Source organism: Dermabacter sp. HMSC06F07, from assembly GCF_001807345.1.
Classification (GTDB): Bacteria; Actinomycetota; Actinomycetes; order Actinomycetales; family Dermabacteraceae; genus Dermabacter; species Dermabacter hominis.
The window spans coordinates 485,538-511,062 of sequence record NZ_KV788588.1 but is presented as its reverse complement, the minus strand read 5'-3'; the positions used below and the strand labels follow the sequence as shown (position 1 = coordinate 511,062).

The following is a 25,525-nucleotide window of genomic DNA, read 5'->3' as shown; positions in this document are numbered from 1 at the left end:
GTGGAGGCCTACTAAGTTAGAGATCACCGACGCGGGGTGGAGCAGTTCGGTAGCTCGCCGGGCTCATAACCCGGAGGTCGTAGGTTCAAATCCTGCCCCCGCTACCAGTAGAGGCCCTCGCCAGCATTGACTGGCGAGGGCCTCTTTTTATGCCGATCTCTTTACGGAGAGCAGAACGGCGCCACCGCGCGCCGAGCGGCGGCTCGACCCCGAGGTTTCCAATGTTCGCGGGGACTGGCGGACTCCGGGAACTATCCGGGCTCGCGATGCGCGTGGGCGTGAGGGTTCGTGAATTGCAGGGGAGTACACTCGTGGGCGGCGAGGCGCGTGCGGACCATGTTATTTAGCTGTGCAGGTTCGTGCGAGTACTCGCTTTCCAATACTTTCGACGAAGGAAGAATCGTGTCGCCGCTTCTTGAAACCCGTCCTATTCGCCGCCGCACCGCTCTCGCCGGGCTTTCAGCTGGTGCCGTCGCCGGCCTCGCTGCCTGCTCGAATGCAGGGGATGGAAAGAGCGGCGGTAAGGCCTCTGGCAAGGGTGGCGTGCAGTCACCGAGTACGAGTCCCGAACCGTCGGCCGAGTGGACGAGCGCAGATGCCTCGCTCCTCGAAACGGTTGACGTCACGCTCAACCCCGAAGCCGAAGGCAAGACCGTCACGACCCCGCGCTTTCCGAAGGCACGCAATTTGACCCAGGCGACCGAGGTCGTCCGCAACCGTCTGCTGCGCGAGGCGCACTGGGGCGACATCGAGAAGGTCGAGATCAAGGCTACGATTCTCGCCGCCGCTCAGGACGTCGTGGGCGTCGCGGTTGTGGGGAGCCTCGGCGACGAGACGGATGTGCCCTGCTCGATCTGGTACGACGCACGAAAGAAGCAGTCGTTTGCCCCAGCCGCGCTTATCGAGGCCGCGAAGTGGGGCGAGTTTGCGAAAGCCGTCCACGATGCCGCAGGCAAGGCCAAGGTTGATGCCTCGGCCGTCGATAAAGCTCTCATTGACAAGAGTGCCCCGTACGGCAATGGCCCGGCGATGGCATTCAATCCCGAGGGCAAACTCGTGCTCGCGTTCCGTACGGGAGCGGCCGGTGAGGCCCCGGCACGGCTCGTCGTCGACGCGGAACCGTTCCTTTCTGATCTCGGAAAGCTCGCGAAGGACGCGAGCGCAAAGCCCGCGAAATTCACGGGTGAGCCGAGCGAAGAACTCGAACACTTCACGCCTAAGCGCCATGTTGCGAAGCCGATCGACTCGCCGAACCGGCCGTCGGACGGTTCCGAAGCGGCGAGCCCCGCGGCATCGGATGGTGGGCAGTCCGACGGCGCCGAAGCTGAAGGCGCCTCGACTGAGGTACCGACGCCCACTCCCGGTGGGGCGGTGCGCCCGACCACCGCTATCGGCTACGACGTGTTCCTCGAGCACTGCGTCGCTCTGACCTACGATGACGGCCCCGGTGCCCGTACTCCCGAGCTCCTTGACGTCTACAAGAAAGCGAAAGCGGCAACGACGTTCTTCGAAATGGGCAACAGCATCAAAGAGCACCGCAAGACGACTCTCATGGTCGCGGCAGCGGGCTTTGAGCTAGGCAACCACTCCGTGACCCACCCCGACCTCAAGCGCAAGTCGCGCGAGCGCGTGGAGAAGGAAGTCAACGAGAACTCTGATCTTCTCGCGGAGACCACGGGCTTCGAGCCGCTTCTGTTCCGCCCGCCGTATGGCAGCCACAACGAAACCGTGGATGAGATTGTTGCCGCTCGCGGCATGGCGATCGTGCAGTGGGACGTCGACACTCTCGACTGGAAAACGAAAGACACGGCAAAAACGATCGCGGCAGCCGTCGAGGGTGCAAACGCCTACGCCGAGCCGATCGCTCTCATGCACGATATTCACGATTCAACCGTGGACGCGGCAGAGCAGATCCTCAGCCAGATCACTGACGCCGGCTACATCCCCGTGACAGTCAGCGAGCTGACGCTGAACACGGGAGGTCTCGAGGCCGGACACGCCTACTGCTCCGGCACCGGCAAGAAGCAGAACGGCTTCAACTGTAAGGGCTGACCCTACGAGCCTTTGCGTGAGCGCCCGAGTGGCTGGTCAAGCACGTCGACTGAGAGGAACGCGCGGCGGAACTCTCGCTTGTTGAGCGTGACCCAGGCACCCGGGCGCCACGGATTACGCAGCACGATCTCGCCGGTATTAGGCTTCGCACCCACAACCGCCATGACGTGCATCGGCGGAATAGCTCCCGACTGCCGCTTGCGTGACAGCGCGGGGGAGAACATGTGGGTGGAGGCGACGATGGGCCGCCTCTTGGCGAGAAGGTCTTCAACCTCGCCGGGGGAGGGAAGCGTGAGACGCGTCGAGGCGCGCACGCCGCTAAGCGCGGGAAACCCCCATTTCGCAAAGCCCCGCGCAATCCACGCGTATGATCCCGCGAACTCCGCTGCGCACGCCTTCTCGAGAATTCCGGGCCAGCCGGGGCCGCCCCCTTCTTCTGTCGCGTAGGCGAAGTGGCCACGTTCGGTGGCAGGAAAACGCATATTTACGCTGCGCCACGCCGGGGCACCTTCCACGAACACACGCGCGAGGGCTTTGGGTGACCCAGGCTGAACCTTGATGGCGTTCGCAAAAAACTCGGGATCGAGCGCGTGAATTGCGAGCATCGGCGCCATGAGCCAGCAATCGCCCAGGGCACCCTGGCGCGGCCGCCGCGAGAAACTCAGGACGCCGCTCCAAGCCTCGTAGTGATCAGCGTGCGGCCCCAGCGGCGGCTCCCCACTCTCGCGTGCATGCGGCGGGAAGAGTGCGGTCAGCGTGTGGCGAATCAAGCGTCGGACCCCTTTCGCAGTTAATAAAACCCGGGCACGAGCGCAAAACGCACGTGCCCGGGCCTCTCAGGCGATCATCCCGCCTAACGGAGAAATCAGTGCTTCTCGGCCTTCACGAGCTTCTGGCCCGTGCGCTCGAGAACGCCAGCGAACCATTCCTGGTCCACGTCAAAAGCCTTGTGACCGGCGATGCGCTCGAACTCGATCGCGCGAAGCTGGTCGCCCTTTTCTTCGTCGTGGCCGATCACGCCGGTGCCGCCCTCAAGGGCGACCTGCACGGCGAGGTCGGTCATCGACTTGATGAGGCGCAGGTCATCAGCGTTAGCTTTCGCAGAGCGAGCGAAGTAACCGGACTTTTGCACCATGACCTTCTCGGCACCGAGGCGCTCCGCGAACTGCTTCGCGAACCACTGGCCGGGGTTGATCTTGTCGAGCTTCACGTGGCCGAACGGATCGCGCTCGACCTCCTCGCCCTTGGCTTCGAGCTCGGCGATGATCTCGGGGATACCGGCACCCTCCGAGAGGAAGATATTGACGCAACCGACCTCGTCCATAACCTTCTTGAGGCGCCCCGCCTCACCCTCGATATCGAGAGCAAGCTCGGGCAGGAACACGGCGTGGACATCCCACCGACGCTCATCGTGACCGATCGACGGCAGCCACTGCTGCTTCGAATGCCAATCCTGGTAGTAGCGTGCGGCCTCCGCCGTGAGGTAGCCGCATGCGCGGCCCATAATCTCGTGGATGATGAGCATGCGCGGGTTCGAGCCGTTCTCCGCAATAATGTTCTGCGCGAAGAGGGAGGTCTGCTCCGCGGCGGTGCGAGCACCGAGCGACTGGCGGATCGGAACGATGTCGTTGTCGATCGTCTTCGGCAGACCCACGACCTGGAGCGGGTAGTTGTTGTCGGCGAGGTACTTCGCGAGGTCGGCGGCAGTCGTGTTCGTGTCATCGCCACCGATCGTGTGGAGCACGTCAACGCCGTCAGCCTTGAGCTTGTTCGCAGCGACCTCGAGAGCGTTCTCGCCCTCCTTGATGAGGCCGCGCTCGACGAGGTTCTTCGTGTTTGTGAGCTTCACGCGCGAGTTGCCAATGGGCGATCCGCCGTAGTTGTGCAGGAGGTGCGCGTTCTTGCGGGCCTCATCGTCGATGACGATCTTTTCGCCGGAGAGCAGACCCCAGTAGCCGTGCTTGTAGGCGATGATCTCGATCTCGGGGTTCAGCTCGTTATAGCGCTCGATCAGGCCGCCGACGGCGGACGAGAGGCACGGGGCGTAACCGCCCGCGGTCAGGAGAGCAACGCGCTTGACGCTCATGAGGGTCCTTCCCAGGTGGTGTGGTGCGCGGCGAAAACGCCGCACGTGTGCGCCACTATTCTACAGTTTTCTCCTTCGCGTCTGCCGAGGCAGAAGCCTAGCGAGAGGACTGCAGAGCCTCGAGGATCGCGCCGTGAAGTGGCCCGTTACTCGCGATTGCACTCGCCCCGTAGGGGCCGTCTGTACCGTCAAGATCGGTAAAGCGACCGTCTGCTTCGCTAATGATCGGCACGAGAGCCGCCATGTCGTGGAGCTTGAGGGAGGGTTCGATCGCGGCGTCAATTCCCCCCTCGGCAAGGAGCATGTAGCTCCAAAAATCGCCAAATCCGCGGGTGCGTTCGACTCTCTGAAGGAGGTTCACGAACTCGCGGAGTTTCCCGGCGCGCGCCCAGCCCTCGAGGCTCCCGTAGGACAGCACGGCTTGCTCGAGATGCTCGGTGGACGAAACATGAAGGCGCTGGGCGGCAGACAGGCGCGGGCCCGTGAAGGCCCCGGCTCCGACGGCTGCCCACCACCGCCGATTCAGTGCGGGCGCTGACACGACGCCCACGACGACCTCGCCGTCTTCCTCGAGGGCGATGAGCGTAGCCCACACGGGAACGCCGCGCGCGAAGTTCGCGGTGCCGTCGATGGGGTCGATGATCCACTTTCGGTTGCTCTCGCCCTGCGAGCCGAACTCTTCGCCGATGACCTGGTCGCGGCTGCGGGTACGAGAAAGTTGAGCGCGAATGAGTTCTTCCGCTGCTCGATCGGCATCGGTCACGATCGAGTTGTCGTCCTTGCGCTCGCGCGTGAGGTCTTCAGACTTGAAACGCGACATCGTGAGCTGGTCGACGGAGTCGGCGAGAACGTGGGCAAGGCGGATATCGTCCTGGTGTGCCGAGGCCATACGTGGTTTCTCCTTCGCTCGGGTGGGCAGCTACAGGGCCCAGGGGTCATTGGTGCGCAGCGTCGAGTTGAGGCGCCTGAAACTGGCGAGTCGGGCGGGGCCGGCGCTTCCCGCGCGCCCGTCGGCGACGAGTGCATCGAGGGCGCAGCCCTCGTCGGCACTGATGTGGGTGCAGCCGCGCGGGCACTCGTCCATGAGGGGAGCGAGGTCCTCGAATGCGGATTCGAGTTCTTCGGGGCTCACGTGGCCAAGGCCGAACGAGCGTACCCCGGGCGTGTCGATCACCCAGCCGTCGCTGCTCGGAAGGCGCAACGCGAGGGCGGAACTTGAGGTGTGGCGCCCGCGGCCCGTGACGGCGTTGACGTGGCCCGTTGCGCGGTCGGTGCCCGGCACGAGCGCGTTGATAAGCGTCGATTTGCCGACCCCCGAGTGGCCCACGAGTACGCTCAGATGCCCGCTGAGGCGTTCGCGTAGCGCGTCGATACCGGCGATGCTGCCGTCGGCATTCATGTGAGTGGTGAGGTGGTCGATGCCGAGTGGAGCGTACCTTTCGAGGAACGTCGCGGGGTCAGCGAGGTCGGCTTTCGTGAGGCACAGCAGTGGCGTGATACCCGCGACATAGGCAGCGACGAGGCAGCGGTCGATCATGCCTCCGCGCGGTTCGGGGTTCGCGAGGGCCGTCACGATTACGAGAGTGTCTGCGTTAGCGACGAGGGGGCGCTCGCTCGCGTCGTCATCGTCGGCGCTTCGGCGCAGGAAGCTTGTGCGTTCGCCAACCTCGACGATGCGGGCGATCGTGTCGGTGCGCCCGGAGGTATCGCCCGTGAGACGCACGAGGTCGCCGGGCACGATGGGGGTGCGTCCGAGGGCACGGGCGCGCATGGCGGTCACTGCGCGTTCGTTCGCGGTGCCTTCCTCAGCGATGGTGCGCCAGCGGCCACGGTCGACTCCCACGACACGCGCGGTGATGGCGTCGGCATAGGTGGGGCGTTCCTTCGTGCGGGGTCTGGAGCCGCGACGATTGGGGCGCGAACGCACCGAGGATTCATCAAAATCCTCGTAGTTTGTGAGATTTCCTGCGCGCCTCACCACGTGTTCCCCGCGGGGTTTTCCATGTGCAGCATTGAGGTCCACATTCCCACGAAGTCGGGAAGGGTCTTGTTCGTCGTGTCGACGTTTACGACCCGGATGCCGGGAACGCGCAGCCCGATGATCGCGGCGGCGGTTGCCATGCGGTGGTCCTCGTAGGTTTCGAAAACGGTGCCCGTCATGGGGCCCGGCGTGATCTCGAGGAAATCCTCGCCCTCGTGAACGCGCGCGCCAAGTTTTGTGAGCTCGACGGCGAGGGCGTGGACGCGGTCCGTCTCGTGGCCGCGCAGGTGCCCGATCCCGGAAAGGCGACTCGGAGTGTCGGCGAGAGCGGCGAGGGCCGCGATGGTGGGGGTGAGCTCGCCGACGGCCGCCAGGTCAATATCGATCCCGCGCAGGGGACCCGTGCCCGAAAACTCGACGTCCGGCCCGATGCGCTCGACGCGCGCGCCCATGAGGGGGAGGATCCTTCGGAATTCATCTCCCGGTTGGGTCGTCAGTTTCGGCCAATTCTCAATCGAGATGGTGCCGCCGGCAACGAGGGCCGCGGCGATGAACGGGCCCGCGTTGGAAAGATCGGGCTCAACGGTAACCGGATCGGGCAGGCGCAACTCTCCTGGTGTGACGGTCCATTCGTGGTGACCATCCGTGACCTCGTGGCGAGCATCGATACCGCACTCGCGAAGGAGTGCGAGGGTCATCTCGATATGGGGGAGTGAGGGGAGGCGCTCGCCGACATGGCGAATGGTGAGGGGGGAATCGGCGCGGACGGCTGTGAGAAGGAGAGCAGAGACGAACTGGCTCGAGCCGCTCGCATCGATCGTCACCGTGCCGCCGCGAAGGCCGTTGCCGTGCACCGTGAAGGGCAAGAATCCTTCCTGGCCGTGGCATGTCACCTCGACGCCCTGCTGGCGAAGCGCATTGAGAAGCGCTGCCATGGGGCGCAGGAGCGCGCCTTCATCGCCCGTGAACGTCACAGGCCGGCCCGCGAGCACGGCAAGCGGCGGCACGAAACGCATGACCGTTCCCGCAAGGCCGCAGTGAATCTCGAGTGGCGCCTCGTCATCGATGTTCGGCGCACCGGGCATGAGCGGCTCCACGACGAGCGTGCGATCGCTTTTGCGCACATTCCCGCCGAGCGCCTCGAGCGCCTCGATCATGAGGTGTGAATCGCGAGACGCAAGTGCCCCCACGAGCGCGGTGGGTGTGCTCGCGAGAGAGGCGAGCACAAGCCACCTATTCGTGAGGGACTTCGAGCCGGGAATGCTGACGTGAGCGTCGACGGGCCCGTGGGCAACGGGCGCCGTCCACTGAACGTCAGACACGAAAAACCTCGAACTCAGGCAGCGCTCTTGATCTTCTTCGCGAGCGTGCGGTCGAGCTCGTCGAGGCTCTTCGACGACTTCTTCTTGTTCTTCTTAGCGGCCTTTTCGAGCTCGCGCTGCTTTTCGGCGGCGGACTTCTGGGCGCGCTCGATGGCCTTGTCAACGCGGTAGGCGAGCGAGGGCTTACCGTCGGTGTCGACAGCGGCGAGGAGAATGCCACCGAGGAGACCAAGGTCGCCGGCGATCGCACGCAGCTCCTCGGTGCGCTCGGTGCCCTTGAGCTCCCAGACACGCTTGCGGCCTGCGAGGCCGACCGTGGTGGTGAGAAGGAGGGTGGCGGAGGCAAGGCGCGGCTTCTTGTTGAGCGCGAAGGCAGCGCCAGCGACAGCGGCAAGGCCACCGGCGGCGCGAAGAATCGTTTCGGCGTCGGTCGGGAGCGGGCTCTTGGAGACCTGCTCGTCGATGTCGGCGATCGTTATGGGAAGAGCATCGAGAACGCGATCCGGGCGGATGGCGGTCTGCACACCCTCGAAGATGAACGGTGCGGCGAGAAGGGGACGTGCGATGCGGCGAACGAGGGACATGCTTTCCTCAGCTTCCTTAGTAAAGCCATGCGAATCGGAACACGCCAAGACTACCGCACCGCATGAAACTCCCACCTGAACAGCGTAGAGTCGAAGCGATGAGCGAGAACGAGAAGTTCCCCGATCCGGGGAACGATGTGGAGGGTGCTGTGGAGCGCGATGGACAGGCTGCCGCAGCACAGGCGGACACCGAGTCACCCACGACGCTCAGCCCCGAGGAATTTGAGCACGAGGCGCTCAGCCACATCGATGCACTGTATTCGGGTGCGCTTCGCCTCACGCGGCATCAGCACGACGCCGAGGACCTGGTTCAAGATACCTACGTCCGGGCATTTCGCGCTTCCACGAGCTTCAAGGCGGGTACGAACATGCGCGCCTGGCTTTTCCGCATCATGCACAACGCCTTCATCTCGTCGTACCGCAAAGCGCAGCGCCGCCCCAAGGAGTCCGGAGGCGAGCAAGTTGAAGATTGGCAGCTTGCCCGCGCGGCCTCTCACGACAGCACGGGGCTTCGCAGCGCTGAAGCCGAAGCACTCGCGCTTCTTCCCGAAGGCGATATTCAAGACGCGCTGAACGACCTCCGTGACGACTACCGCGAAGCGGTCTACCTTGCGGATGTCGAGGGATTCTCATACAAGGAAATCGCCGAGATCATGGGCACGCCGATCGGCACCGTGATGTCGCGTATCCACCGGGGGCGCGGGCTCCTGCGCGCTTCGCTCGAGCAGTACGCGCGCGAGCGCGGCTATTTGCGCGATGCCGATTCCGCCGCGGCCGAGGAGACGCAAGCGTGAAGGGAATAAAAGGTGCACGTGAGGCGTTCAGTGTCCGTGCAAACGCCGCGAGACGCGGCACCGAGTCGGCAGGGCTGAGACCAACGGAAGGGGCTACTCGTGGGTGATCCAGCGCTTGAGCGCCTCATGGATCGGGTCGATCGCGCCCTCACCGGGCGGCTGAGCGACGCCGAAGCGGTTGAACTCGAAAGCCACCTTGGAGAGTGCGCCGCATGTGCGCGAGAAATCGAGCAGGCGCGACTTGTTCGCCAGCTTTTGCGCGCGTCATGCGCGGGTCATGCCTCCGAAGAACTTCGCGAGCGCGTGCGTGGTTCGGCGCGCACCCTCACCTATCGCGAGGTGCGCGTGAGCTATGGGCCCGACGGCACCGTGCGCAGTGAATCGATCGCCGTGACCCGCACGAGTGAGGGTCCCGCGCGCGGCTGACTGCTTCGCCACCATCATCGAAGAAACGCCCGGCTGACGATGTCAGCCGGGCGTTTTACGGATTCGCGTGCCGAGCGCGTTGCTCAGGCGCCGGGGCGCTTACCGTGGTTCGCGTTGTTCTTCCTACGCGACTTGCGCTTGCGTCCGCGCTTGCTCATGGCACTCTCCTTCTCGTTCGATTCGTGAGTCACTGCCCGCACATCAGGTGCGAAGGCAACCCCGGTATTGTCTCACACTTCACGCGCGTGACCGCGGGGGTCATGCCGCGAGGGGATCAACATCACGCGGGGTTGATGCCTACTGCGCCGCGAGAAATTCCGAGAATTCGCCGTGAAGCACGAGCCACGTAATGAGCCCGTATCCGGTTTGCGACGGCAAATCGCGCGGCGAGCGCGCGACATCGGCGAGGAATTGATCGTGGTTGGCAAGCGCGGCCGCTGGGTCCACGTAGGGGATGCGGCGGCGTGCGCACACGTCGTGGAAAGCGTGCGAAAGCTCCAGGATCGCGTCGGTGCGTTCACGGTCCTTCGAGGGGGCAGGGCCTACGACGAAGACGGGAATCCGAAGGTGGCCGAGGCCGTCGAGGACCGTTGCGAGATTGAGGCGCGAGCGCGCGATGCTAATGCCAGCGTCGAGGTCGGCGCGGCCGAGAGCGATCACGACGCGGTGCTGCGTGTCATCGCTTTCGCCCGTGTTGTGAGTGTCGAGCAGGCGAGTGACGTCGGCTTCCCATCGCCGTGCGAGTTCCGCGGTTGTTTCGCCGGGGATCGCGGCGGTGTAGGAGTCCACGAGATCGCCCGAACCGTTGTGCTGGGCGAGGGCGCGCGTGAACCATCCCATCGCGCGTTGGTCGCCGGCGCCGGCGAGCATTTCATCGCCAAGCGCGATGACGCGAACGCGCGGCTGTGCTGGGGCGGGGGAAGAAGTCACGTGCGGTCCCTTCGGTTGGCTTCGATGGCGGTTGCGGCGGTGGAGGCCTTGGGGCGGGGTTCCGACGCTTGCCCACGACCCGATGGCGCTCCTACGCGAGTGGGAATTCCCTCTACCTCTCGAGTGTGTCCTGTGAAAAGGCGCGGTCGAGAAGTTCGCGTTGCTCAACAAGGTGCCTCTTCATGGTACCCGCTGCGGGGCTCGCCGAGGCGGGGCGTGCGAGTACATGCAGCCGCGCGGAAATGTCGCGGGGAAGATTCATCGCGAGGTGGCCCCACGCGCCTTGATTGAGTGGCTCCTCCTGGACCCACGTGAGCGGGACGTCGCCGAATGGGGCGAGGGCGTCGCGCAGCGCGTCGCTCGGGAGCGGGGCGAGCTGCTCGAGGCGCACGATTGCCGTGGTTTCATCGCCGCGCTTCTTTCGCTCCTTGTCGAGTTCCCAGTAAATCTTGCCCGAACACAGCAGCACGCGCGTCACGCTCTCGGCGTTGCGGCCTCGGTCGGGAACCACCGGCATGAACGTTCCGGAGGTGAATTCTTCGACGCTGCTCGCTGCGGCTTTGTTCCTCAGCATCGACTTGGGCGTGAGAACGATGAGGGGGCGCTTTCGGGGGCGTTTCGCCTGTCGGCGAAGCAAGTGGAAGTAGTTCGCCGGCGTTGAGGGTGCGACGACGCGCATGTTCTGTTCGGCGCACAGTTGGAGGAGGCGTTCGGGGCGCGCGGAGCTGTGGTCGGGGCCCTGGCCTTCATACCCGTGGGGGAGCAGGAGCGTCACGCCGGAACGCTGACCCCATTTTTGCTCGCTGCTTGCGATGAACTCGTCGATGATCGTTTGGGCGCCGTTCGCAAAGTCGCCGAACTGCGCCTCCCAGAGCACGAGGGAATCGAGCGCTTCGACCGAGTAGCCGTATTCGAATCCGAGGGCCGCGAACTCGCTCAGCGAGGAATCGAACACGCTGAACGTTGCTTGCTGGCGGTCGATGTGCTGCAGCGGGGTCCACGTGTCCTGGGTTTTACCGTCGATGAACACGGCATGGCGCTGGGTAAACGTGCCGCGCCGTGAATCCTGGCCGGCGAGGCGAACCGAGCAACCTTCGACGAGGAGAGAGCCGAATGCGAGGATCTCTCCGAAGCCCCAATCAATGCCGCCTTGACGGCTCATCGCGATACGCCTGGTCGCGAGCTGCGCGATCTTGGGGTGCGGCGTGAACTCGTCGGGGTAGGCGGCGTGGGCATCGGCGATCTTCTCGAGGATGTCTCGACTCACGCCCGTGTCGAACGCGGGCACTTCGTGCGCTGGTTCGCTCGCCTGTTGCGAATCGGGCAGCTCGAGCCCGCGAACGCTCGCCCCCGTCACACGGGCGCCCGCGCGGGAGCCGGCGAAAGCGTTTTCGAGGTGAGAGTGGAAGTTCTCGACGACGCCTTGAAGCTCGTCGTCGGAGAGGTCGCCTCTCTCGAGCAGCGTTGCCGTGAACAGATTGCGTACGCTCGGCTTGTTTTCGATGATCTTGTACATGAGCGGCTGGGTCATCGACGGGTCGTCCCCCTCGTTGTGACCGCGGCGGCGGTAGCACACCATGTCGATCACGATGTCGCGGTGGAATCGCTGACGGTACGCGAATGCGATTTCGGCAGCCCGCACGACGGCCTCGGGGTCGTCGCCGTTGACATGGAAAATCGGCAGCTGCGTGCCCTTCGCGATATCGGTCGAATAGAACGAGCTGCGCGATGAATCCGGCGATGTCGTGAATCCGATTTGGTTGTTGACCACCACGTGAATCGTGCCGCCCGTGCGGTACCCGCGAAGCTCGGAAAGGTTGAGCGTTTCGGTCACGACCCCCTGGCCGGCAAACGCCGCGTCGCCGTGCACGAGGATCGGCAGGATGGGGAAGTCGAGCGTGCGGTTCGTGGAGCGGTCTTGCTTCGCGCGCACGATCCCTTCGAGAACGGGGTTGACGGCCTCGAGGTGGCTCGGGTTAGCGGCGAGGTACACCTTCGTGCTGTGGCCGTCCCACGACGTGAACGAGCCCTCGGTGCCGAGGTGGTATTTGACGTCGCCCGAACCGAGTTCATCGGCATCCTCCGTGCCTTCGAACTCCTGGAAGATCTGCGCGTGGCTTTTGCCCGCGAGATTTGCGAGGACGTTGAGACGCCCGCGGTGGGACATGCCGATGCACACTTCGTCCATCCCGGCGCGCGCAGCGCCCGACATGATGGCGTCGAGCAGCGGGATCATCGCTTCGCCACCCTCGAGCGAGAAGCGTCGCTGGCCCACGTACTTCGTTTGAAGGAACTGCTCGAAGGCCTCGGCGGCGTTGAGCCGATCCATGATGTGCGTGAGCTCTTGCTTCGTGAACGGCTCGCGAGGACACTCAATTTGCGCCTGGAACCAGAGTCGTTCTTCGGGGTCGGTGAGGTGCATGTACTCGACCCCGGTTGTGCGCGAGTAGGCATCGCGAAGCTTCTCGATGATGTCGCGAAGGGTTGCCCTGTCGGTTCCGCCGAAGCCGCGCGTGGGGAATGTGCGGTCGAGGTCCCAGAGCGTGAGGCCGTAGGTAGAGACGTCGAGGTCGGGGTGTTTCCGCTGGCGATATTGGAGAGGGTCGATGTCGGCGACGAGATGCCCGCGCGTACGGTACGCGTGGATGAGATCCATGACGTGCGCGAACTTTTCCTGCTCGGAATCTTTGAGCGGGTTGTCGGGAACCCATTGGATCGGCTCGTACGGCACGCGCATCGATGTGAAGATGCGCTCGTAGAAACCATCGAGGCCCATGAGCTTGGTCGCCATGACCTTGAGGAACTCGCCGGAGGTTGCACCCTGAATCACACGGTGGTCGTAGGTCGAGGTCAGTGTCATGACCTTTGAGATGGCGAGCTGCGCGAGGGTCTCGGGGCTCGCCCCCTGGAACGCCGCCGGGTAGTTCATGGCGCCCACGCCGACGATCACGCCCTGGCCCTTCATGAGGCGCGGCACCGAGTGGACGGTGCCGATGCCGCCGGGGTTCGTGAGCGAGACCGTCGTGTCCTCGAAGTCGGCAATCGTCAGTTGGCCCGCGCGGGCACGTTTCACGATCCTGTCGTATTCATTGCGGAACTGCCGGAACGAGAGGCGGCCGGCGCCTTTAATGTTGGGCACGACGAGGCCACGGCGACCGTCGGCCCTGCGAATATCGATCGCGAGGCCGAAGTTGATGTCTTCACGCGTGAGAAGTGTGGGCTTGCCGTCCCGCATTTCAAAGCCGTTGTTCATGTCGGGGACTTCGCTGATCGCCTCGACCATCGCGTAGCCGATGAGGTGCGTGAAGCTCACTTTGCCATCGCGCATGCGGCGCAGGTGTCCGTTGATGACCTCGCGGTTGTCGAACATGAGCTTGACGGGAATATCGCGCACGCTCGTTGCCGTGGGAATCGTGAGCGATTCGTCCATGTTCTTGACGATCGCGGCGGCGGGCCCGCGCATTCGGCTCGGCTCGGGTTCGGTTGGTTCGAACGCGGTGAGGGCGGGGATTTCGGTGGTCGGGTTGCGGGGGCGGTCCGACGCTGACGAGATTCCGCTGTGGCTGTGGGTCACCGTCGACTCTTTTTCACGCGAGCAGCGTTCGGCGGGTTCGGGCTTGGCAACCGGGCGTGCCTCAGCAGGCTCGTGAGCCTTTGTCGTTGCGGCGGTCTCGGGGCCCGGGTCTGTGCCCGTGCGCGGATGGGACGTGAAATACGCGGCCCATGTGGGGTCGACGCTTCGGGGGTCCTTCTCGAACTGCGCGCGCAGCTCGTCGACAAGCCATTGATTCGGCCCGAAGGATTCGTCCGATGCTTGTTCGTGGGCCTCATGCACAGACCATCGCCTCTTCCGATGTGAGAAAACTTCTAACGACCAAGACTAACGGAATGTGCGCTCTTCACTTTGGGGAGTGCTCGGTAGCACGACACGAATCGTTGAACTCGGATCTCTCGCGCCACGCCCGGGATGGTCGATGACGTCGATCGTTCCGCCGTGCAGCTCGACGGCCCAGCGGGCGATAGCGAGGCCGAGACCCGTACCGCCGCTGTGATCGGGGCTTCCACCTCGCTCGAACCGCTCGAAGACGGTCTCGCGGTCGGCCTCGGCGATTCCGGGTCCCTGGTCTCGCACTTCGATGGCGACATGCTCGCGGTCCTCGAGCCTCCACGCCCGCACGTAAATCGTTCCTCCGCTCGGCGAATGCCTGGACGCATTGTCGAGGAGGTTCGCGATGACCTGGTGGATGCGTGCGGGATCGGCATCGACGGTCAACTCTTGCGGCCGCACGTCGATCACGAAGCGCACATCGCGCTCTTGGGTCCGGGCGGCAAGCTGAGCGGTATCGACAGCCTCATGCAAAAACGGCGTGAGCTCAATCCGCTCGCGTTCGATATCCACGACTCCCGCTTCGAGTCTCGACAGGTCGAGCAGATGGGTCACGAGCCTTGTGAGGCGTTCGGTTTCATTGAGCGCGATCTCGAGGCTTTCGGTCGTGGCGGGAATAACGCCGTCGACCATATTTTCGAGTTGCCCCCTCAGTGCCGCGACGGGCGTGCGAAGTTCATGGGAGACGTTGGCCACGAGGTCTCTGCGTAGCTCGTCCGTGCGGGCGAGCTCGGCGGACATTGAGTTGAAGGCCGACGCTAGCTGGCCCACCTCGTCGCGGGATTTTGTGGTGACGCGCCTGCCATAGTCACCCATCGCCATAGCTTTGGCTGCGACGGTCATCTCACGCAAGGGACGGGTCATGCCGCGCGCGAGGATTTGCGTGACGATGAGGGCCGCGAGAACCGTGAGTGGAATGAAGAGCAGTGGGTTCAGCCCCGCGGCTGAACCGGCCCAGCCGAGAAGAGCGGCGACGAGCACGGACACGGCAACGATGACGCCGAGTTTGACCTTGAACGAGCCAAAGCGCTGAAGAGGCGACAAATCGAGGGCCTGCGTCGGAACCCTCACGCGAGCTCACCCTCCGGAACTTCGAGCGCGTACCCGACTCCGTGGACGGTCCTTACGAGGTCGCTTCCGAGTTTGCGGCGAAGCGCCTTGACGTGGGAATCCACCGTGCGCGTTCCGGTTGCATCGACCCAGTCCCATACGTCCTCGAGGAGCTGCTCGCGCGTGAGGACAGTTCCGGGTGCGAGTGCGAGGCACACGAGCAGGTCGTATTCGGTGGGGGTGAGGTGCGCCTCGGTGCCGCCACGTGTGACTCGCCGCGAGTCGCGGTCGATGTGGAGGTCGCCGAGTTCGATCGTGGAGGGCGCGTTGGCGGTTGCGGGGGCGGATGAGCTTCGGCGCACGCGCCGCACGAGAGCCTTGAGCCGCGCGACGAGTTCGCGCATCGAGAAGGGCTTGGTCATGTAGTCGTCGGCTCCCACACCGAGCCCCACGAGCATGTCGGCCTCCTCATCGCGGGCCGTGAGCATGAGTACCCCGAACTCGCCGAGACCACGGACTCGCCGACACACTTCGAGCCCATCGAAGCCGGGGAGCATGACGTCAAGGACGACGGCATCGGGCTTGAAGTTTTCGATCGCCGTGACGCCTGAGGGGCCATCGTGAGCGATGGCGACAGCCCAACCTTCAGCGCTCAGGCGGTCGCTAATCGTGCGTGCGATCGTGCGCTCATCCTCGACAACGACGATCCGGGCGTGGTGCTCCGCGGCGCTCGCGGGAGTGATTGAGGTCCTCATCATGCTCCCAAGCCTATTGTGTGAATCGACCCGTCACTGTGAAGGAATCGTGCACTATAGTGGCGCCTACGATGAACGAGAACGATTCACCCCCTCGAAGTTGCATGCCCCCTCACCGAGGTCGCTCGTGCGGCGCTTCATTCCTGTGTGTCGTGAGCGGTGAGCGGGCATCATGACCTGGATCCTCCTCGGCGTGGGGCTTCTCCTCACCGCCGGCACCGCTATTTTTGTGGCCTCTGAGTTCTCCCTCGTTGCGCTCGATAAGCACACGGTTGAAAAGGCCGTGGCGCGCGGTGATAAAGGCGCGAGGGGCGTCATGAGCGCTCTCACGCACCTTTCCACGAACCTTTCGGGTGCCCAGGTGGGTATCACCATCACGACGTTGATCTTCGGTTTCGCGGTTAAAGACCCGCTGACCGAAGTCCTCTCGAGCCTACTCGCCTTCACCGGCATGGAAGCATCACTTGTCGCCACCACTGCGCTCACTCTCGCGATGGTGCTCTCCTACGGTTTCTCGGTCGTGTTCGGTGAGCTCATCCCCAAGAACCTTGCGATCGCCGCGCCTTTTGAAACGGCGAAGATCGTGGCGCCCCTTCAGCACGGCTTCACGATCGCGCTCAAGCCGCTCATCATGATGTTCAACGCGACCGCGAACTTCTTTTTGCGCTTGCTTGGAGTCGAGCCGCAAGAGGAGCTCTCGGCTGCGCGCTCACCCGCCGAGCTCGATTCGCTCGTGAGGCACTCGGCCCAGGCGGGCACGCTCGATGAGGGCACGGCGATTCTTCTTTCGCGCACGCTACAGCTGGCCGATCGCACTGCCGCCGACGTGATGACGCACCGCGGTGCGATGATCAGCATCGATATGAGCGAGCCGGCGTCGGAAGTGCTCGCCCTCACCGCTGACTCCGGCAAGTCCCGCTTTCCCGTGACTGACGAGAGCGAAGATGACGTTGTGGGTATCGTGCAGGCGCGCCAGGCGATCAAGCTTCCTCGCTCCGAGCGCTCGAGCACGAGCGTGAAAGAGATCATGAGCGAGGTGGTGCGGGTTCCCGAAACCGTGGGCCTCGATTCCCTTCTAGAGGACCTCCGCGCCCAGGGTGCGCAGCTCGCCGTCGTGATCGACGAATACGGCGGAACCGCAGGCATCGTCACCCTCGAAGACGTGATCGAAGAGATCGTGGGTGAGGTATCTGACGAGCACGACACCGATGAGCCCGAACGTTTCGCGCAGGGCGGGATCGACGAGTGGACCCTCTCGGGCCTTATGCGACCCGACGAAATTCGCCGCGATATGGGCGTGATCGTTCCCGAATCGCCCGACTACGAGACGCTCGGCGGGCTCATCATGGACCGCCTCGAGCGACTCCCGCAGGTTGGCGACGTCGTGGAGGTCCCCGGCGTACGATTCGCGGTCACTGCGCTCGACGGCCGACGCGTGGACACGGTCGATATGAAACTGCTCTCTGACGAAGCGCGTGCACGCGTTGACGACGAGGAGGGGGACGACCATGAGTGATCTTTCCGCGCTCCTCATCGGCCTTGCGATGCTCGTTGGTAACGCCTACTTCGTGGGGGCCGAGTTTGCCGTCATGAGTGTGCGCCGCAGTCAGCTCGAGCCACTCGCGGCCGAAGGCAAGCCCGGCGCGAAGACGGCGCTGTGGGCGATCCAGCATGTCTCGCTCATGCTCGCAACCGCCCAGTTCGGCGTGACCGTGTGCTCCGTGACGCTCGGTGCGGTTGCAGAACCCGCGATCGCGCACTTGATTGAACCGATCTTCGAGAGTTTCAACGTTCCCGAGGCGCTCGTGCACCCGATCTCGTTCACGATTGCGCTTCTGATCGCGAGCTACCTTCACGTGGTGCTCGGCGAAATGGTGCCGAAGAACCTTTCGATCGCGCTTCCGGTGGGCTCGGCGCGGCTCCTCGCACCCCCGCTCGTGTGGCTCACCAAGATTCTCCGACCCGTGATTTGGCTTCTCAATGCCACCGCGAACGCCTCGCTGCGTCTCATCGGAGTTGAGCCACAAAACGAAGTATCCTCACAGTTCACGGCCGAGGACATCGCCGCGATCGTGGACGAATCTGAACGCGAGGGGCTCCTTGACGATGAACAGGGTCTGCTCAAGGGAGCGATCCAATTCTCCGATCACGTTGCGGGTGATGTCATGGTGCCCATGGATGACGTGGTGACCGTCGGCTACGGCATCACCCCCCAGGAGTTCGAGGAGATCGTGGCGCGCACGGGCTTCAGCCGCCTCGGCGTGAAGAACGATGCGGGGGACCTCGTGGGCTACCTGCACCTCAAGGACATGATCGTGCTCGATGACGAAGACCCGGCCGTCTACACCACACCGGTGAACCCCGGGAAGGTGCGCGCGGTCGTGTCAGTTGCCGACGACGACGACGTGGAAGAGGTATTGCGCGCGATGCAGTACAACGGCGCGCACATGGCTCGCGTCGACTCCGCGAACCATCGCAGCGTGGGCGCGGTATTCCTCGAGGACGTCCTTGAAGAACTCGTGGGCGAAGTCAATGACGTCATGCAGCGTCAGCGGCTCGGGGGATCGCGACCGACGGCCGCGCGCCCCTCACCCGCACAGTAAAGACGTGTGACGCTCGTCACGGGTGACTGTGGGCAGTTAAGTGCTGTGGAGGGGCTTTGCGCGCCTGAACCGTGATGGGAGAGACGCCGACGGTAAAAATTCGGCAATCACTCGGCCAGGTGGGACGGTTGGGGCTCTTCGCGGGCCTACGTTAGTAGTGGCTTGAAAAGCGGAGCTTCCCCCTCCGCAAGAGCTCGCGCGAGAGACGCTTGCGCGACCACCGACCATCGGCAAGGCAGAAGGACACTCAACGTGGCGAAGCATCGCGCAGCCGGAAGGGCACAGATGAGGCCCCTCCAGCCGGCACAGGGGACACGACGCAACTCGGAGGCTGCGAGCTCGGCCATGAAGGTCGGCGTTGTGGGCGCCCTCGCCACGGCGACAATTGCCGTTCCTCTCGCCGCTGCCGCCGCCGATCAGGGCACGGCCCTTCCCTCGAGTGTCGAGGCCACATCGCAGCCCGTTGCCTCCAAGGCGCAGGGCGTTGCTTCGCCAGCCCCCGCCGCAAAGGCGGCGATCCCCGCGGCCACCCAGAGTGACCAGATCAGCTACGCGGATACCACCATCGAGGGCAACCTTGAGGCCAAGGCTGATTCTCCTCTCACCGAAAGCGGTCTCAATGCTGGCGATGTCGCCGGCGAGGGCCAGTGGCAAAAGCCCACTCCTGGCGCGCCTATAACGTCACCGTTTGGCTACCGTATTCACCCGACCCTCGGGTACCGCAAGATGCACGATGGCGTCGACTTTGGCGCGAACTGTGGCACCCCCGTCTACGCCGCTGAGTCCGGCACCGTCGAGATCGCCGGGTACAAGAGCTCCGGGAGCGGCATTGCCGTCGTGCTCGATCACGGCAACGGTGCTCAGACCGAGTACTACCACCTTTCATCCGTATCTGTGAGCGCGGGCGACACGGTTGAGAAGGGCCAGCAGGTGGGAACCGTAGGCTCCACCGGCCGGTCGACGGGATGCCACCTTCACTTTGGCTTGCAGAAGGGCGAAAGCCACGTCGATCCGATGTCGCTGTGGCGTTGAGCCCGGTCGTTCTTGGAGTCGAGTCCTCGTGCGATGAGACCGGCTTCGGCATTGTCAGTGAGGGAAAGCTTCTAGGTCAGGGGCTTGCCTCGTCCGCTTCGAAGCACGCGGAATTTGGGGGAGTGGTTCCCGAGATCGCGGCACGTGCTCACCTCGATGCGGTTGTCCCCACTCTCCAGATCGCGCTTCAAGACGCGGGCGTTGAACCGAAAGACATCACGCACGTGGCAGCAACATCCGGCCCCGGCCTCGCTACGGCTGTGCACGTGGGGCTTGCAGCGGCAAAGTCGATTGCGTGGGCTCTCGACGTTCCGCTCTACGGCGTGCACCACCTCGCTGGGCACGCTGCTGCGGACACGCTCGAACACGGCCCCCTTCCCGAACACAGCATCATCCTGATTGTCTCGGGCGGTCACACGTCGATTCTCGAAGTTCGCGACCTCGTTCGTGACCCGATCGTGCACCTTGGTGACACGCTCGATGACGCCGCCGGAGAAGCGTTCGATAAGGTTTCGCGTCTGCTAGGCCTCGGCTACCCGGGCGGCCCTGCGGTTTCGAAGGCAGCGCTCGAGGGAGACCGCGAGGCGTTTCGGTTCCCGCGCGCGATGCTTCGCGCGGGCGATCACCCGTATACGTTCTCGTTCTCGGGCGTGAAGACGGCCGTGGCCCGCACCGTCGAGCAGATTGAGCGCACGGGCGCCGCCGTTCCCATCGCGGACATCGCCGCATCGTTCGAGGAGGCGGTCGTTGACGTGCTCGTGACCAAGGCTGTGAAGGCTTGCCAGGAGAAGAAGCTGAGCACCCTCGTCATCGTTGGTGGTGTCGCCGCGAACCGGCATCTTCGCAAGAAGGCGCAGGAGCAGTGCGACAAGCTCGGCATCGAGCTTCGCGTGCCACCGCCGAGCCTGTGCACCGACAACGGCGCGATGATCGCCGCCGTCGGCGATCTTCTTGTGCGCAGCGGCGCCGAGCCCAGCGGTCTCGGTATTGCGGCGGATCCGTCGGCGGTTCTTCACGGCGCCCAGCTGCCCGTTCCCGCCTAGCGCATCACGTTAAGCGCCCAGGGGGCGCACCCGCGTGCCGATCTTGCTAGACTGGCACGGTTGCCCGCGTAGCTCAGTGGATAGAGCGTCTGCCTCCGGAGCAGAAGGTCGTAGGTTCGAATCCTGTCGCGGGCGCCATCATTTCTTTGCCGTCGCGGTAGAGTCGCCTCATGACGGATACAGAATGGGTACCGGCCCTCACGATCAATGGTGAAACCTCGTACGAAGCTAAGCATGAGTGCGAAATCGGCCTAGAGCGCACCCTCGAGCGCATGGACGGCGAGAATCTCCACTCGCTCGTGCTGTGGCACTACCCGGCAGACGAGGAGTTTGCCATCCCCGACTATCTCGATCAATATCTCCAGTGCGCCGGCACCGCCGAGCGCCTCACCATCGAGTTTCGTTACACCAGGTCCGACGGCACCCCGTTGCATTTTGTTCTCTGCCGTGAAGAGCCGGAGGGTGAGGAAACTTCGGCGATTCACCCCCGCTATCCGAGCAGCCAGGTTTATCCCGAAGACGTCTGGACCGCCGCAGAAGCCGCCCCGATCTTCGATCACTACGCCCGCGAGGTGATGATTCCCGATTGGGTGCTGGGGCGAGAAATCGAGGTCTGAGTGTGATCCCCGGATCCTTTGGTCACGCACGACCCTTAGGTGTGAAATGTTCGCCCTTAAGCTTTCATAAACCCTCAATCCGTGACACTTTAGGATCTAAAGTGTCACGGAAGGGCTTCGAATGAAAGGTTAGCGGCGATGTCGTGGAAGGCTCAAACCTGGTTTCCCTCGGAACACGGTCGCCGTCCTCGGGACCGGTGGGCCGGTACCTATTGGTCATATATTCCCGCTTCCCTTGCCAAACCCGAATGGCGAATCGATCCGCGCGTCTCTCAGGAGGCCGGTCGGGTGGAGCGACGCATCCGTAGCTTGAACCTTGTTGAATCCGCCGGAAAATTGGAGACACTTGCGCCCTATCTGCTCCGCAGCGAGGCGGTGTCGAGCTCCTTCATCGAGGGGGTGCAGTCCAACGCGCGGAAGATTGCCCTGGAGGAACTCAGGCGCGAAGAACATGGTCCCGAAACCGGGGTCCGTAGTGCAAGCACCACAGCTGAAGCTGAAATCGTGGGGAACATCGATGCCTTGACGCGTGCCGTTGGAGAACTCAGCAGCGCCGAGCGCATCGAATGGCAAGATATCGAAAAGCTCCAACGTGAGCTCTTGCCAGGCCGCAGCAATCTCGGTACGCGAAATCGGCAAAACTGGGTGGGTGGAAACAGTTTCCACCCGGGGGAGGCGGAGTTCATCCCTCCGAGCCCCGATGATCTCAAACCGGCACTCGAAGACCTCATTTCGTTCCTTAACGGTGCCGCCAACGGTCCGCTTATCCAGGCGGGGATTGCCCACGCACAGTTTGAAACACTGCACCCATTTGCTGATGGCAACGGAAGGATTGGCCGTGCGCTGATCCACACGGTGTTTGCCCGAACGGGTTTGGCGCAGGGAGCTGTTCTGCCCGTGAGCCAGGTGTTGCTGACTCGGTCGGACGAGTATGTCGCCGGCCTCATGGCCTATCGCGGCATACCAGAGGGTGCATCATTGACGAGCGAGGTTGAGCCAAAGCGATCGTTGAGTCTCAACGAGGGGGTCAACGCTTGGCTCAGCCACTTCATTGGGGCGGCAGATTCTGCCGTGGACCTCGCTCTCGACCTGAAACATGAACTCGATCGTTTTGACGTTCACAGCCGACAGCTAGTCGTTGAGTACGCGAAGAGCGTTGGCGCTGCTACTCCTCGAGGTGATTCCACCGTATGGAAGATCCTGGAGGTCTTGCCGAAGCTTCCGGCGTTATCGATCAACGCTGCTGCCCATCTGACGGGGAGCAGTCGCACCGCAGCGCAGAACGCATTGGAGTACCTCGAGGCCGCGGGAGTGCTTGACGAGCGGAGCATCGGAAAGGGCACGCGCGGATTTGTGTGCAGTGAACTCTTCGACCTTCTCAATTCGACTCAGCGAAAATGGGCCAGCACACGGTTCGATACGCGCATGAGCCCACCGCGGAGGCCCGCACCCCGCGCTGCCGCTCGCGCCGGCACTTCAGTCGACGGGCACTGACGTATCCTGGACGAAGTGTTTTCTGGCTGTTTACGCCTGCCTGTTTTGAGGGGTTGTTGTGAGTTCTTTGCCGCGTGAGGTTCAGCGGGATCGTTTGCATAGGACTATTTGGGAGGTTGCGAACGAGCTTCGCGGCGCGGTGGACGGCTGGGATTTCAAGAGCTATGTGCTCGGCATGCTGTTCTATCGCTTCATTTCGGAGAACCTCACAAGCTTTATCGAAAAGAACGAGGGCGAAGGGTTCAGCTACGCGAGTCTTACTGATGAGCAGGCTGAACCGATCCGGGACATGATGGTGGATGAGAAGGGGTTCTTCATCCTTCCCTCGCAGCTCTTCGTGAACGTACGTAAGCGGGCGGCGCAGGATGAGAACCTCAACGAAACCCTGGAGAAGGTTTTCCAGAGCATCGAGGGCTCCTCGGTGGGGCAAGCGAGTGAGGATGACCTCAAGGGGCTCTTCAATGAGCTTGATGTGAACTCGCCTCGCCTGGGCAACACTGTGGAGCGCCGCAACGAGAAGCTAAGGAAGCTTCTCAACGCGATCGGCGACCTGGATATGGGCGAGCGGCACGATGAGGGTATCGACATGTTCGGTGACGCCTACGAGTTCCTCATGCAGATGTATGCCTCGCAGGCCGGAAAGTCGGGCGGCGAATACTACACCCCGCAGGAAGTCAGCGAACTGCTCACGCGTCTGACGGTGATCGGTAAGACGCAGGTGCAGCGCGTGTATGACCCGGCTGTCGGTTCGGGTTCGTTGCTTCTGAAGTTTGCAAAGGTCCTTGGCCCGAATGGTGTGCGGCAGGGATATTACGGTCAGGAGATCAACCTGACTACCTATAACCTGGCGCGTATCAACATGTTTCTGCATGACGTGAACTATGACAAGTTCAATATTGCGCACGGGGACACGCTCATCGATCCGCAGCACTGGGATGATCAGCCGTTTGATGCGATTGTTTCGAATCCGCCGTATTCCACGCGTTGGGAGGGCAAGAATAATCCGCTGCTGATTAACGATTCGCGGTTCGCTCCCGCTGGTGTGCTGGCGCCGGTCACGAAAGCTGATCTTGCGTTCACGATGCATGTGCTCTCGTGGCTCGCGGTCGATGGCACGGCCGCGCTGGTGCAGTTCCCCGGGGTTCTGTATCGCGGCGGTACGGAGCAGAAGATCCGTAAATACCTGGTAGACAACAACTACGTCGATGCGGTCATCCAGTTACCGGAAGAAATGTTCTTCGGCACCACGATCGCCGTATGCGTGCTCATGCTGAAGAAGTCCAAGAAGGCCAACGATGTGTTGTTTATTGACGCGTCGAAGGACTTTGTCCGCCAGGGCAAGTGTAACGTGATGTCCTCGTCGCATCGCGACAAGATCGTGGAGATGGTCGCTGAGCGAAGCGAGGAACAGTATGTTTCTAAGCGGGCGAGCGCCGAGGAGATCGCGGCGAACGACTACAACCTCTCCGTGAGCTCGTATGTGGAGCTGGAAGACACCCGCGAGGTAATCGACATCGTTCAGTTGAACGCCGAGATCGCGGAGATCGTCGAGCGTCAGGCCGCGTTGCGCACGAGCATCGATACGATCGTGGCTGAGCTTGAGGCCGGTGCACAGAAATGAACCGCATCGAGAAACTGATCCAAGAGCTCTGTCCCAACGGGGTGCCGTTTGAAAAAATCAACGCTCTAGTGGAGAAGGTCGACACTGTTGACTGGCAAACGACGGAGTCTGCTAGATACATCGATCTAGCTACCGTGGACCCTCGCACCTCATCGCTCGGCGACACGGATGTTATTACCGAAAAGACTGCCCCCAGTAGGGCTAGACAGGCTGTAGCTGTGGGCGACGTGCTGTTCGGCTCAACCCGGCCTCTTCAGGGACGACGGTTTTTTGTTGACGAAGTGGCCGCTCTGCCGTTTATCGCAAGTACTGGTTATACGGTTTTGCGGGTCAATAGCCCTAAACTTGACCCTAGGTTCCTGTTCCACTGGTTAGGTACGAGTAGTTTCGTTCAGCACGTAGAAGCTTGCCAACAAGGAACAAGTTATCCGGCGATATCTGACAAGAATGTCAAGCGTGCGTTGATCCCGGTTCCGCCGATTGAGGTGCAGCGGGAGATCGTTAAGATTCTTGATCTGTTTACTGAGCTCGAGGCTGAGCTCGAGGCTGAGCTCGAGGATCGCCGGAAGCAATACGAGTATTACCGTGACCAGCTCCTCACCTTCCCCGAAGAAGGGGGGGCGACCTGGGTTGAGCTTGGTGAAATTGCTGCAATTGACCGAGGTAATGGCATGCCGAGAACAATGCTCACGCAAACGGGGGTCGGGGCCATACACTACGGGCAAATTTATACATATTATGGGCCGGTTGCGCGTGAAACAATTTCATTCGTTACAGCTGGTGACGCAAAGAAGCTCACAGTAGTTGAGCCTGGTGAACTGATTATTACTAATACAAGCGAAAATCTCGAAGACGTCTGTTCTACGGTCGCGTGGCTCGGTAAAGAACCAATTGTGATTGGTGGTCACTCATCAGTAATCCGTAGTTCTATGGATCCGAGGTTCCTTGCATATTGGTTCAGGTCAACTAACTTTTTCCCTCAAAAGCACAAGTTAGCTACTGGTGCGAAAGTTGTTGACATCTCAGCCAACAAGCTAAAGAAGGTCGTCCTTCCGGTTCCACCGATTGAGGTTCAGCGGGAGATCGCTGATGTTCTCGACAAATTTGATGCGTTCGTAAACGACTTATCCTCGGGTTTGCCTGCCGAGATCGAGGCCCGGCGGAAGCAGTACGAGTACTATCGAGACAAGCTATTGACGTTCAAAGAACTGCAGCCTGAAGCGGCATAAACCCGTATGCGATGAGGGTC

The 25,525-nt window shown here is 62.7% G+C and carries 22 protein-coding genes and 2 tRNA genes; 13 read left to right on the top strand and 11 right to left on the bottom strand.

Translation table 11 applies throughout. The annotated features are described in order from the left end of the window. Window positions 1-30: 30 nt before the first annotated feature. Window positions 31-107, top strand: a tRNA-Met gene (locus HMPREF3157_RS09400). A gap of 295 nt (window positions 108-402) precedes the next feature. Continuing rightward, window positions 403-2,052 carry a polysaccharide deacetylase family protein gene (locus tag HMPREF3157_RS09395; protein ID WP_016664846.1) on the top strand — a complete coding sequence of 550 codons (1,650 nt, stop codon included), beginning with the start codon at window positions 403-405 and terminating at the stop codon, window positions 2,050-2,052. A gap of 2 nt (window positions 2,053-2,054) precedes the next feature. On the opposite strand, the gene HMPREF3157_RS09390 is transcribed toward HMPREF3157_RS09395, so the two are convergent. From HMPREF3157_RS09390 to HMPREF3157_RS09365, 6 genes are all read right to left on the bottom strand, one after another. Next, the gene (locus HMPREF3157_RS09390) at window positions 2,055-2,822 is read right to left on the bottom strand and encodes a C2 family cysteine protease (RefSeq protein WP_016664845.1); all 768 of its coding nucleotides are present in this window, start codon (window positions 2,820-2,822) and stop codon (window positions 2,055-2,057) included. Window positions 2,823-2,917: 95 nt separating this feature from the next. Beyond that, complete coding sequence (locus tag HMPREF3157_RS09385) at window positions 2,918-4,138, bottom strand: pyrophosphate--fructose-6-phosphate 1-phosphotransferase (protein WP_016664844.1); 1,221 nt, start codon at window positions 4,136-4,138, stop codon at window positions 2,918-2,920. Window positions 4,139-4,235: 97 nt separating this feature from the next. Continuing rightward, complete coding sequence (locus HMPREF3157_RS09380; RefSeq protein WP_016664843.1) at window positions 4,236-5,027, bottom strand: inositol monophosphatase family protein; 792 nt, start codon at window positions 5,025-5,027, stop codon at window positions 4,236-4,238. A 30-nt stretch (window positions 5,028-5,057) separates the two neighbouring features. After that, window positions 5,058-6,116 (bottom strand): ribosome small subunit-dependent GTPase A, encoded by a 1,059-nt coding sequence (gene rsgA / locus HMPREF3157_RS09375; protein WP_016664842.1) that lies wholly within the window; start codon window positions 6,114-6,116, stop codon window positions 5,058-5,060. Continuing rightward, window positions 6,113-7,441 carry a 3-phosphoshikimate 1-carboxyvinyltransferase gene (aroA, locus tag HMPREF3157_RS09370; protein ID WP_070436199.1) on the bottom strand — a complete coding sequence of 443 codons (1,329 nt, stop codon included), beginning with the start codon at window positions 7,439-7,441 and terminating at the stop codon, window positions 6,113-6,115. The genes rsgA and aroA overlap by 4 nt, the downstream gene beginning before the upstream one ends. 14 nt (window positions 7,442-7,455) lie before the next feature. Next, entirely contained in the window at window positions 7,456-8,025 is a 570-nt protein-coding gene (locus HMPREF3157_RS09365) for a DoxX family membrane protein (RefSeq protein ID WP_016664840.1), read from the bottom strand. Window positions 8,026-8,123: 98 nt separating this feature from the next. On the opposite strand from HMPREF3157_RS09365, the gene HMPREF3157_RS09360 reads away from it, so the two are divergent. Then, entirely contained in the window at window positions 8,124-8,819 is a 696-nt protein-coding gene (locus HMPREF3157_RS09360; protein ID WP_016664839.1) for a sigma-70 family RNA polymerase sigma factor, read from the top strand. A gap of 99 nt (window positions 8,820-8,918) precedes the next feature. Beyond that, entirely contained in the window at window positions 8,919-9,245 is a 327-nt protein-coding gene (locus tag HMPREF3157_RS09355; RefSeq protein WP_070436198.1) for a hypothetical protein, read from the top strand. An 83-nt stretch (window positions 9,246-9,328) separates the two neighbouring features. Here the strand turns inward: HMPREF3157_RS09355 and HMPREF3157_RS10955 are convergent, their stop codons facing one another. The 5 genes from HMPREF3157_RS10955 to HMPREF3157_RS09335 all read right to left on the bottom strand — a co-directional run bounded on the left by HMPREF3157_RS10955 (window position 9,329) and on the right by HMPREF3157_RS09335 (window position 15,869). Next, window positions 9,329-9,403 carry a 50S ribosomal protein bL37 gene (locus HMPREF3157_RS10955; protein ID WP_369707162.1) on the bottom strand — a complete coding sequence of 25 codons (75 nt, stop codon included), beginning with the start codon at window positions 9,401-9,403 and terminating at the stop codon, window positions 9,329-9,331. Between the two features lie 139 nt (window positions 9,404-9,542). After that, entirely contained in the window at window positions 9,543-10,175 is a 633-nt protein-coding gene (locus HMPREF3157_RS09350) for a GDSL-type esterase/lipase family protein (RefSeq protein ID WP_016664837.1), read from the bottom strand. 112 nt (window positions 10,176-10,287) lie between these two features. Beyond that, window positions 10,288-14,010, bottom strand: coding sequence for a multifunctional oxoglutarate decarboxylase/oxoglutarate dehydrogenase thiamine pyrophosphate-binding subunit/dihydrolipoyllysine-residue succinyltransferase subunit (locus HMPREF3157_RS09345; protein WP_070436197.1), 3,723 nt, complete (start codon window positions 14,008-14,010; stop codon window positions 10,288-10,290). Window positions 14,011-14,055: 45 nt separating this feature from the next. After that, the gene (locus HMPREF3157_RS09340) at window positions 14,056-15,132 is read right to left on the bottom strand and encodes a HAMP domain-containing sensor histidine kinase (protein WP_034373673.1); all 1,077 of its coding nucleotides are present in this window, start codon (window positions 15,130-15,132) and stop codon (window positions 14,056-14,058) included. After that, entirely contained in the window at window positions 15,129-15,869 is a 741-nt protein-coding gene (locus HMPREF3157_RS09335) for a response regulator transcription factor (protein ID WP_034373670.1), read from the bottom strand. The genes HMPREF3157_RS09340 and HMPREF3157_RS09335 overlap by 4 nt, the downstream gene beginning before the upstream one ends. 169 nt (window positions 15,870-16,038) lie before the next feature. Here HMPREF3157_RS09335 and HMPREF3157_RS09330 point away from each other — a divergent pair, with 169 nt between their 5' ends. The 9 genes from HMPREF3157_RS09330 to HMPREF3157_RS09290 all read left to right on the top strand — a co-directional run bounded on the left by HMPREF3157_RS09330 (window position 16,039) and on the right by HMPREF3157_RS09290 (window position 25,505). Further along, window positions 16,039-17,382 carry a hemolysin family protein gene (locus tag HMPREF3157_RS09330; RefSeq protein ID WP_070436196.1) on the top strand — a complete coding sequence of 448 codons (1,344 nt, stop codon included), beginning with the start codon at window positions 16,039-16,041 and terminating at the stop codon, window positions 17,380-17,382. Next, window positions 17,375-18,469 carry a hemolysin family protein gene (locus tag HMPREF3157_RS09325; protein WP_070436195.1) on the top strand — a complete coding sequence of 365 codons (1,095 nt, stop codon included), beginning with the start codon at window positions 17,375-17,377 and terminating at the stop codon, window positions 18,467-18,469. The genes HMPREF3157_RS09330 and HMPREF3157_RS09325 overlap by 8 nt, the downstream gene beginning before the upstream one ends. Window positions 18,470-18,721: 252 nt before the next feature. Next, window positions 18,722-19,501 (top strand): M23 family metallopeptidase, encoded by a 780-nt coding sequence (locus HMPREF3157_RS09320; RefSeq protein ID WP_246816567.1) that lies wholly within the window; start codon window positions 18,722-18,724, stop codon window positions 19,499-19,501. Next, on the top strand, window positions 19,492-20,544 hold the full coding sequence (tsaD, locus tag HMPREF3157_RS09315; RefSeq protein WP_070436194.1) for a tRNA (adenosine(37)-N6)-threonylcarbamoyltransferase complex transferase subunit TsaD: 1,053 nt from the start codon (window positions 19,492-19,494) through the stop codon (window positions 20,542-20,544). The genes HMPREF3157_RS09320 and tsaD overlap by 10 nt, the downstream gene beginning before the upstream one ends. Before the next feature lie 62 nt (window positions 20,545-20,606). Next, window positions 20,607-20,682 (top strand) — tRNA-Arg (locus HMPREF3157_RS09310). Window positions 20,683-20,714: 32 nt separating this feature from the next. After that, window positions 20,715-21,161, top strand: coding sequence for a hypothetical protein (locus HMPREF3157_RS09305; protein ID WP_070436193.1), 447 nt, complete (start codon window positions 20,715-20,717; stop codon window positions 21,159-21,161). Between the two features lie 309 nt (window positions 21,162-21,470). Next, the gene (locus HMPREF3157_RS09300; RefSeq protein WP_168161705.1) at window positions 21,471-22,655 is read left to right on the top strand and encodes a Fic family protein; all 1,185 of its coding nucleotides are present in this window, start codon (window positions 21,471-21,473) and stop codon (window positions 22,653-22,655) included. A gap of 67 nt (window positions 22,656-22,722) precedes the next feature. Next, entirely contained in the window at window positions 22,723-24,276 is a 1,554-nt protein-coding gene (locus tag HMPREF3157_RS09295) for a type I restriction-modification system subunit M (protein WP_371440690.1), read from the top strand. Then, window positions 24,273-25,505: a restriction endonuclease subunit S gene (locus HMPREF3157_RS09290; RefSeq protein WP_070436190.1), complete on the top strand. Its 1,233-nt coding sequence runs from the start codon at window positions 24,273-24,275 to the stop codon at window positions 25,503-25,505. The genes HMPREF3157_RS09295 and HMPREF3157_RS09290 overlap by 4 nt, the downstream gene beginning before the upstream one ends. Window positions 25,506-25,525: the final 20 nt, after the last annotated feature.

Bases quoted from the DNA above. Each gene is read 5' to 3' on its own strand.
- HMPREF3157_RS09360 (WP_016664839.1), top strand. From the start codon at position 8,124: ATGAGCGAGAACGAGAAGTTCCCCGATCCGGGGAACGATGTGGAGGGT.
- HMPREF3157_RS09330 (WP_070436196.1), top strand. From the start codon at position 16,039: ATGACCTGGATCCTCCTCGGCGTGGGGCTTCTCCTCACCGCCGGCACC.
- HMPREF3157_RS09385 (WP_016664844.1), bottom strand. From the start codon at position 4,138: ATGAGCGTCAAGCGCGTTGCTCTCCTGACCGCGGGCGGTTACGCCCCG.
- HMPREF3157_RS09290 (WP_070436190.1), top strand. From the start codon at position 24,273: ATGAACCGCATCGAGAAACTGATCCAAGAGCTCTGTCCCAACGGGGTG.
- HMPREF3157_RS09380 (WP_016664843.1), bottom strand. From the start codon at position 5,027: ATGGCCTCGGCACACCAGGACGATATCCGCCTTGCCCACGTTCTCGCC.
- HMPREF3157_RS09325 (WP_070436195.1), top strand. From the start codon at position 17,375: ATGAGTGATCTTTCCGCGCTCCTCATCGGCCTTGCGATGCTCGTTGGT.
- HMPREF3157_RS09305 (WP_070436193.1), top strand. From the start codon at position 20,715: ATGACGGATACAGAATGGGTACCGGCCCTCACGATCAATGGTGAAACC.
- HMPREF3157_RS09335 (WP_034373670.1), bottom strand. From the start codon at position 15,869: ATGATGAGGACCTCAATCACTCCCGCGAGCGCCGCGGAGCACCACGCC.
- HMPREF3157_RS09365 (WP_016664840.1), bottom strand. From the start codon at position 8,025: ATGTCCCTCGTTCGCCGCATCGCACGTCCCCTTCTCGCCGCACCGTTC.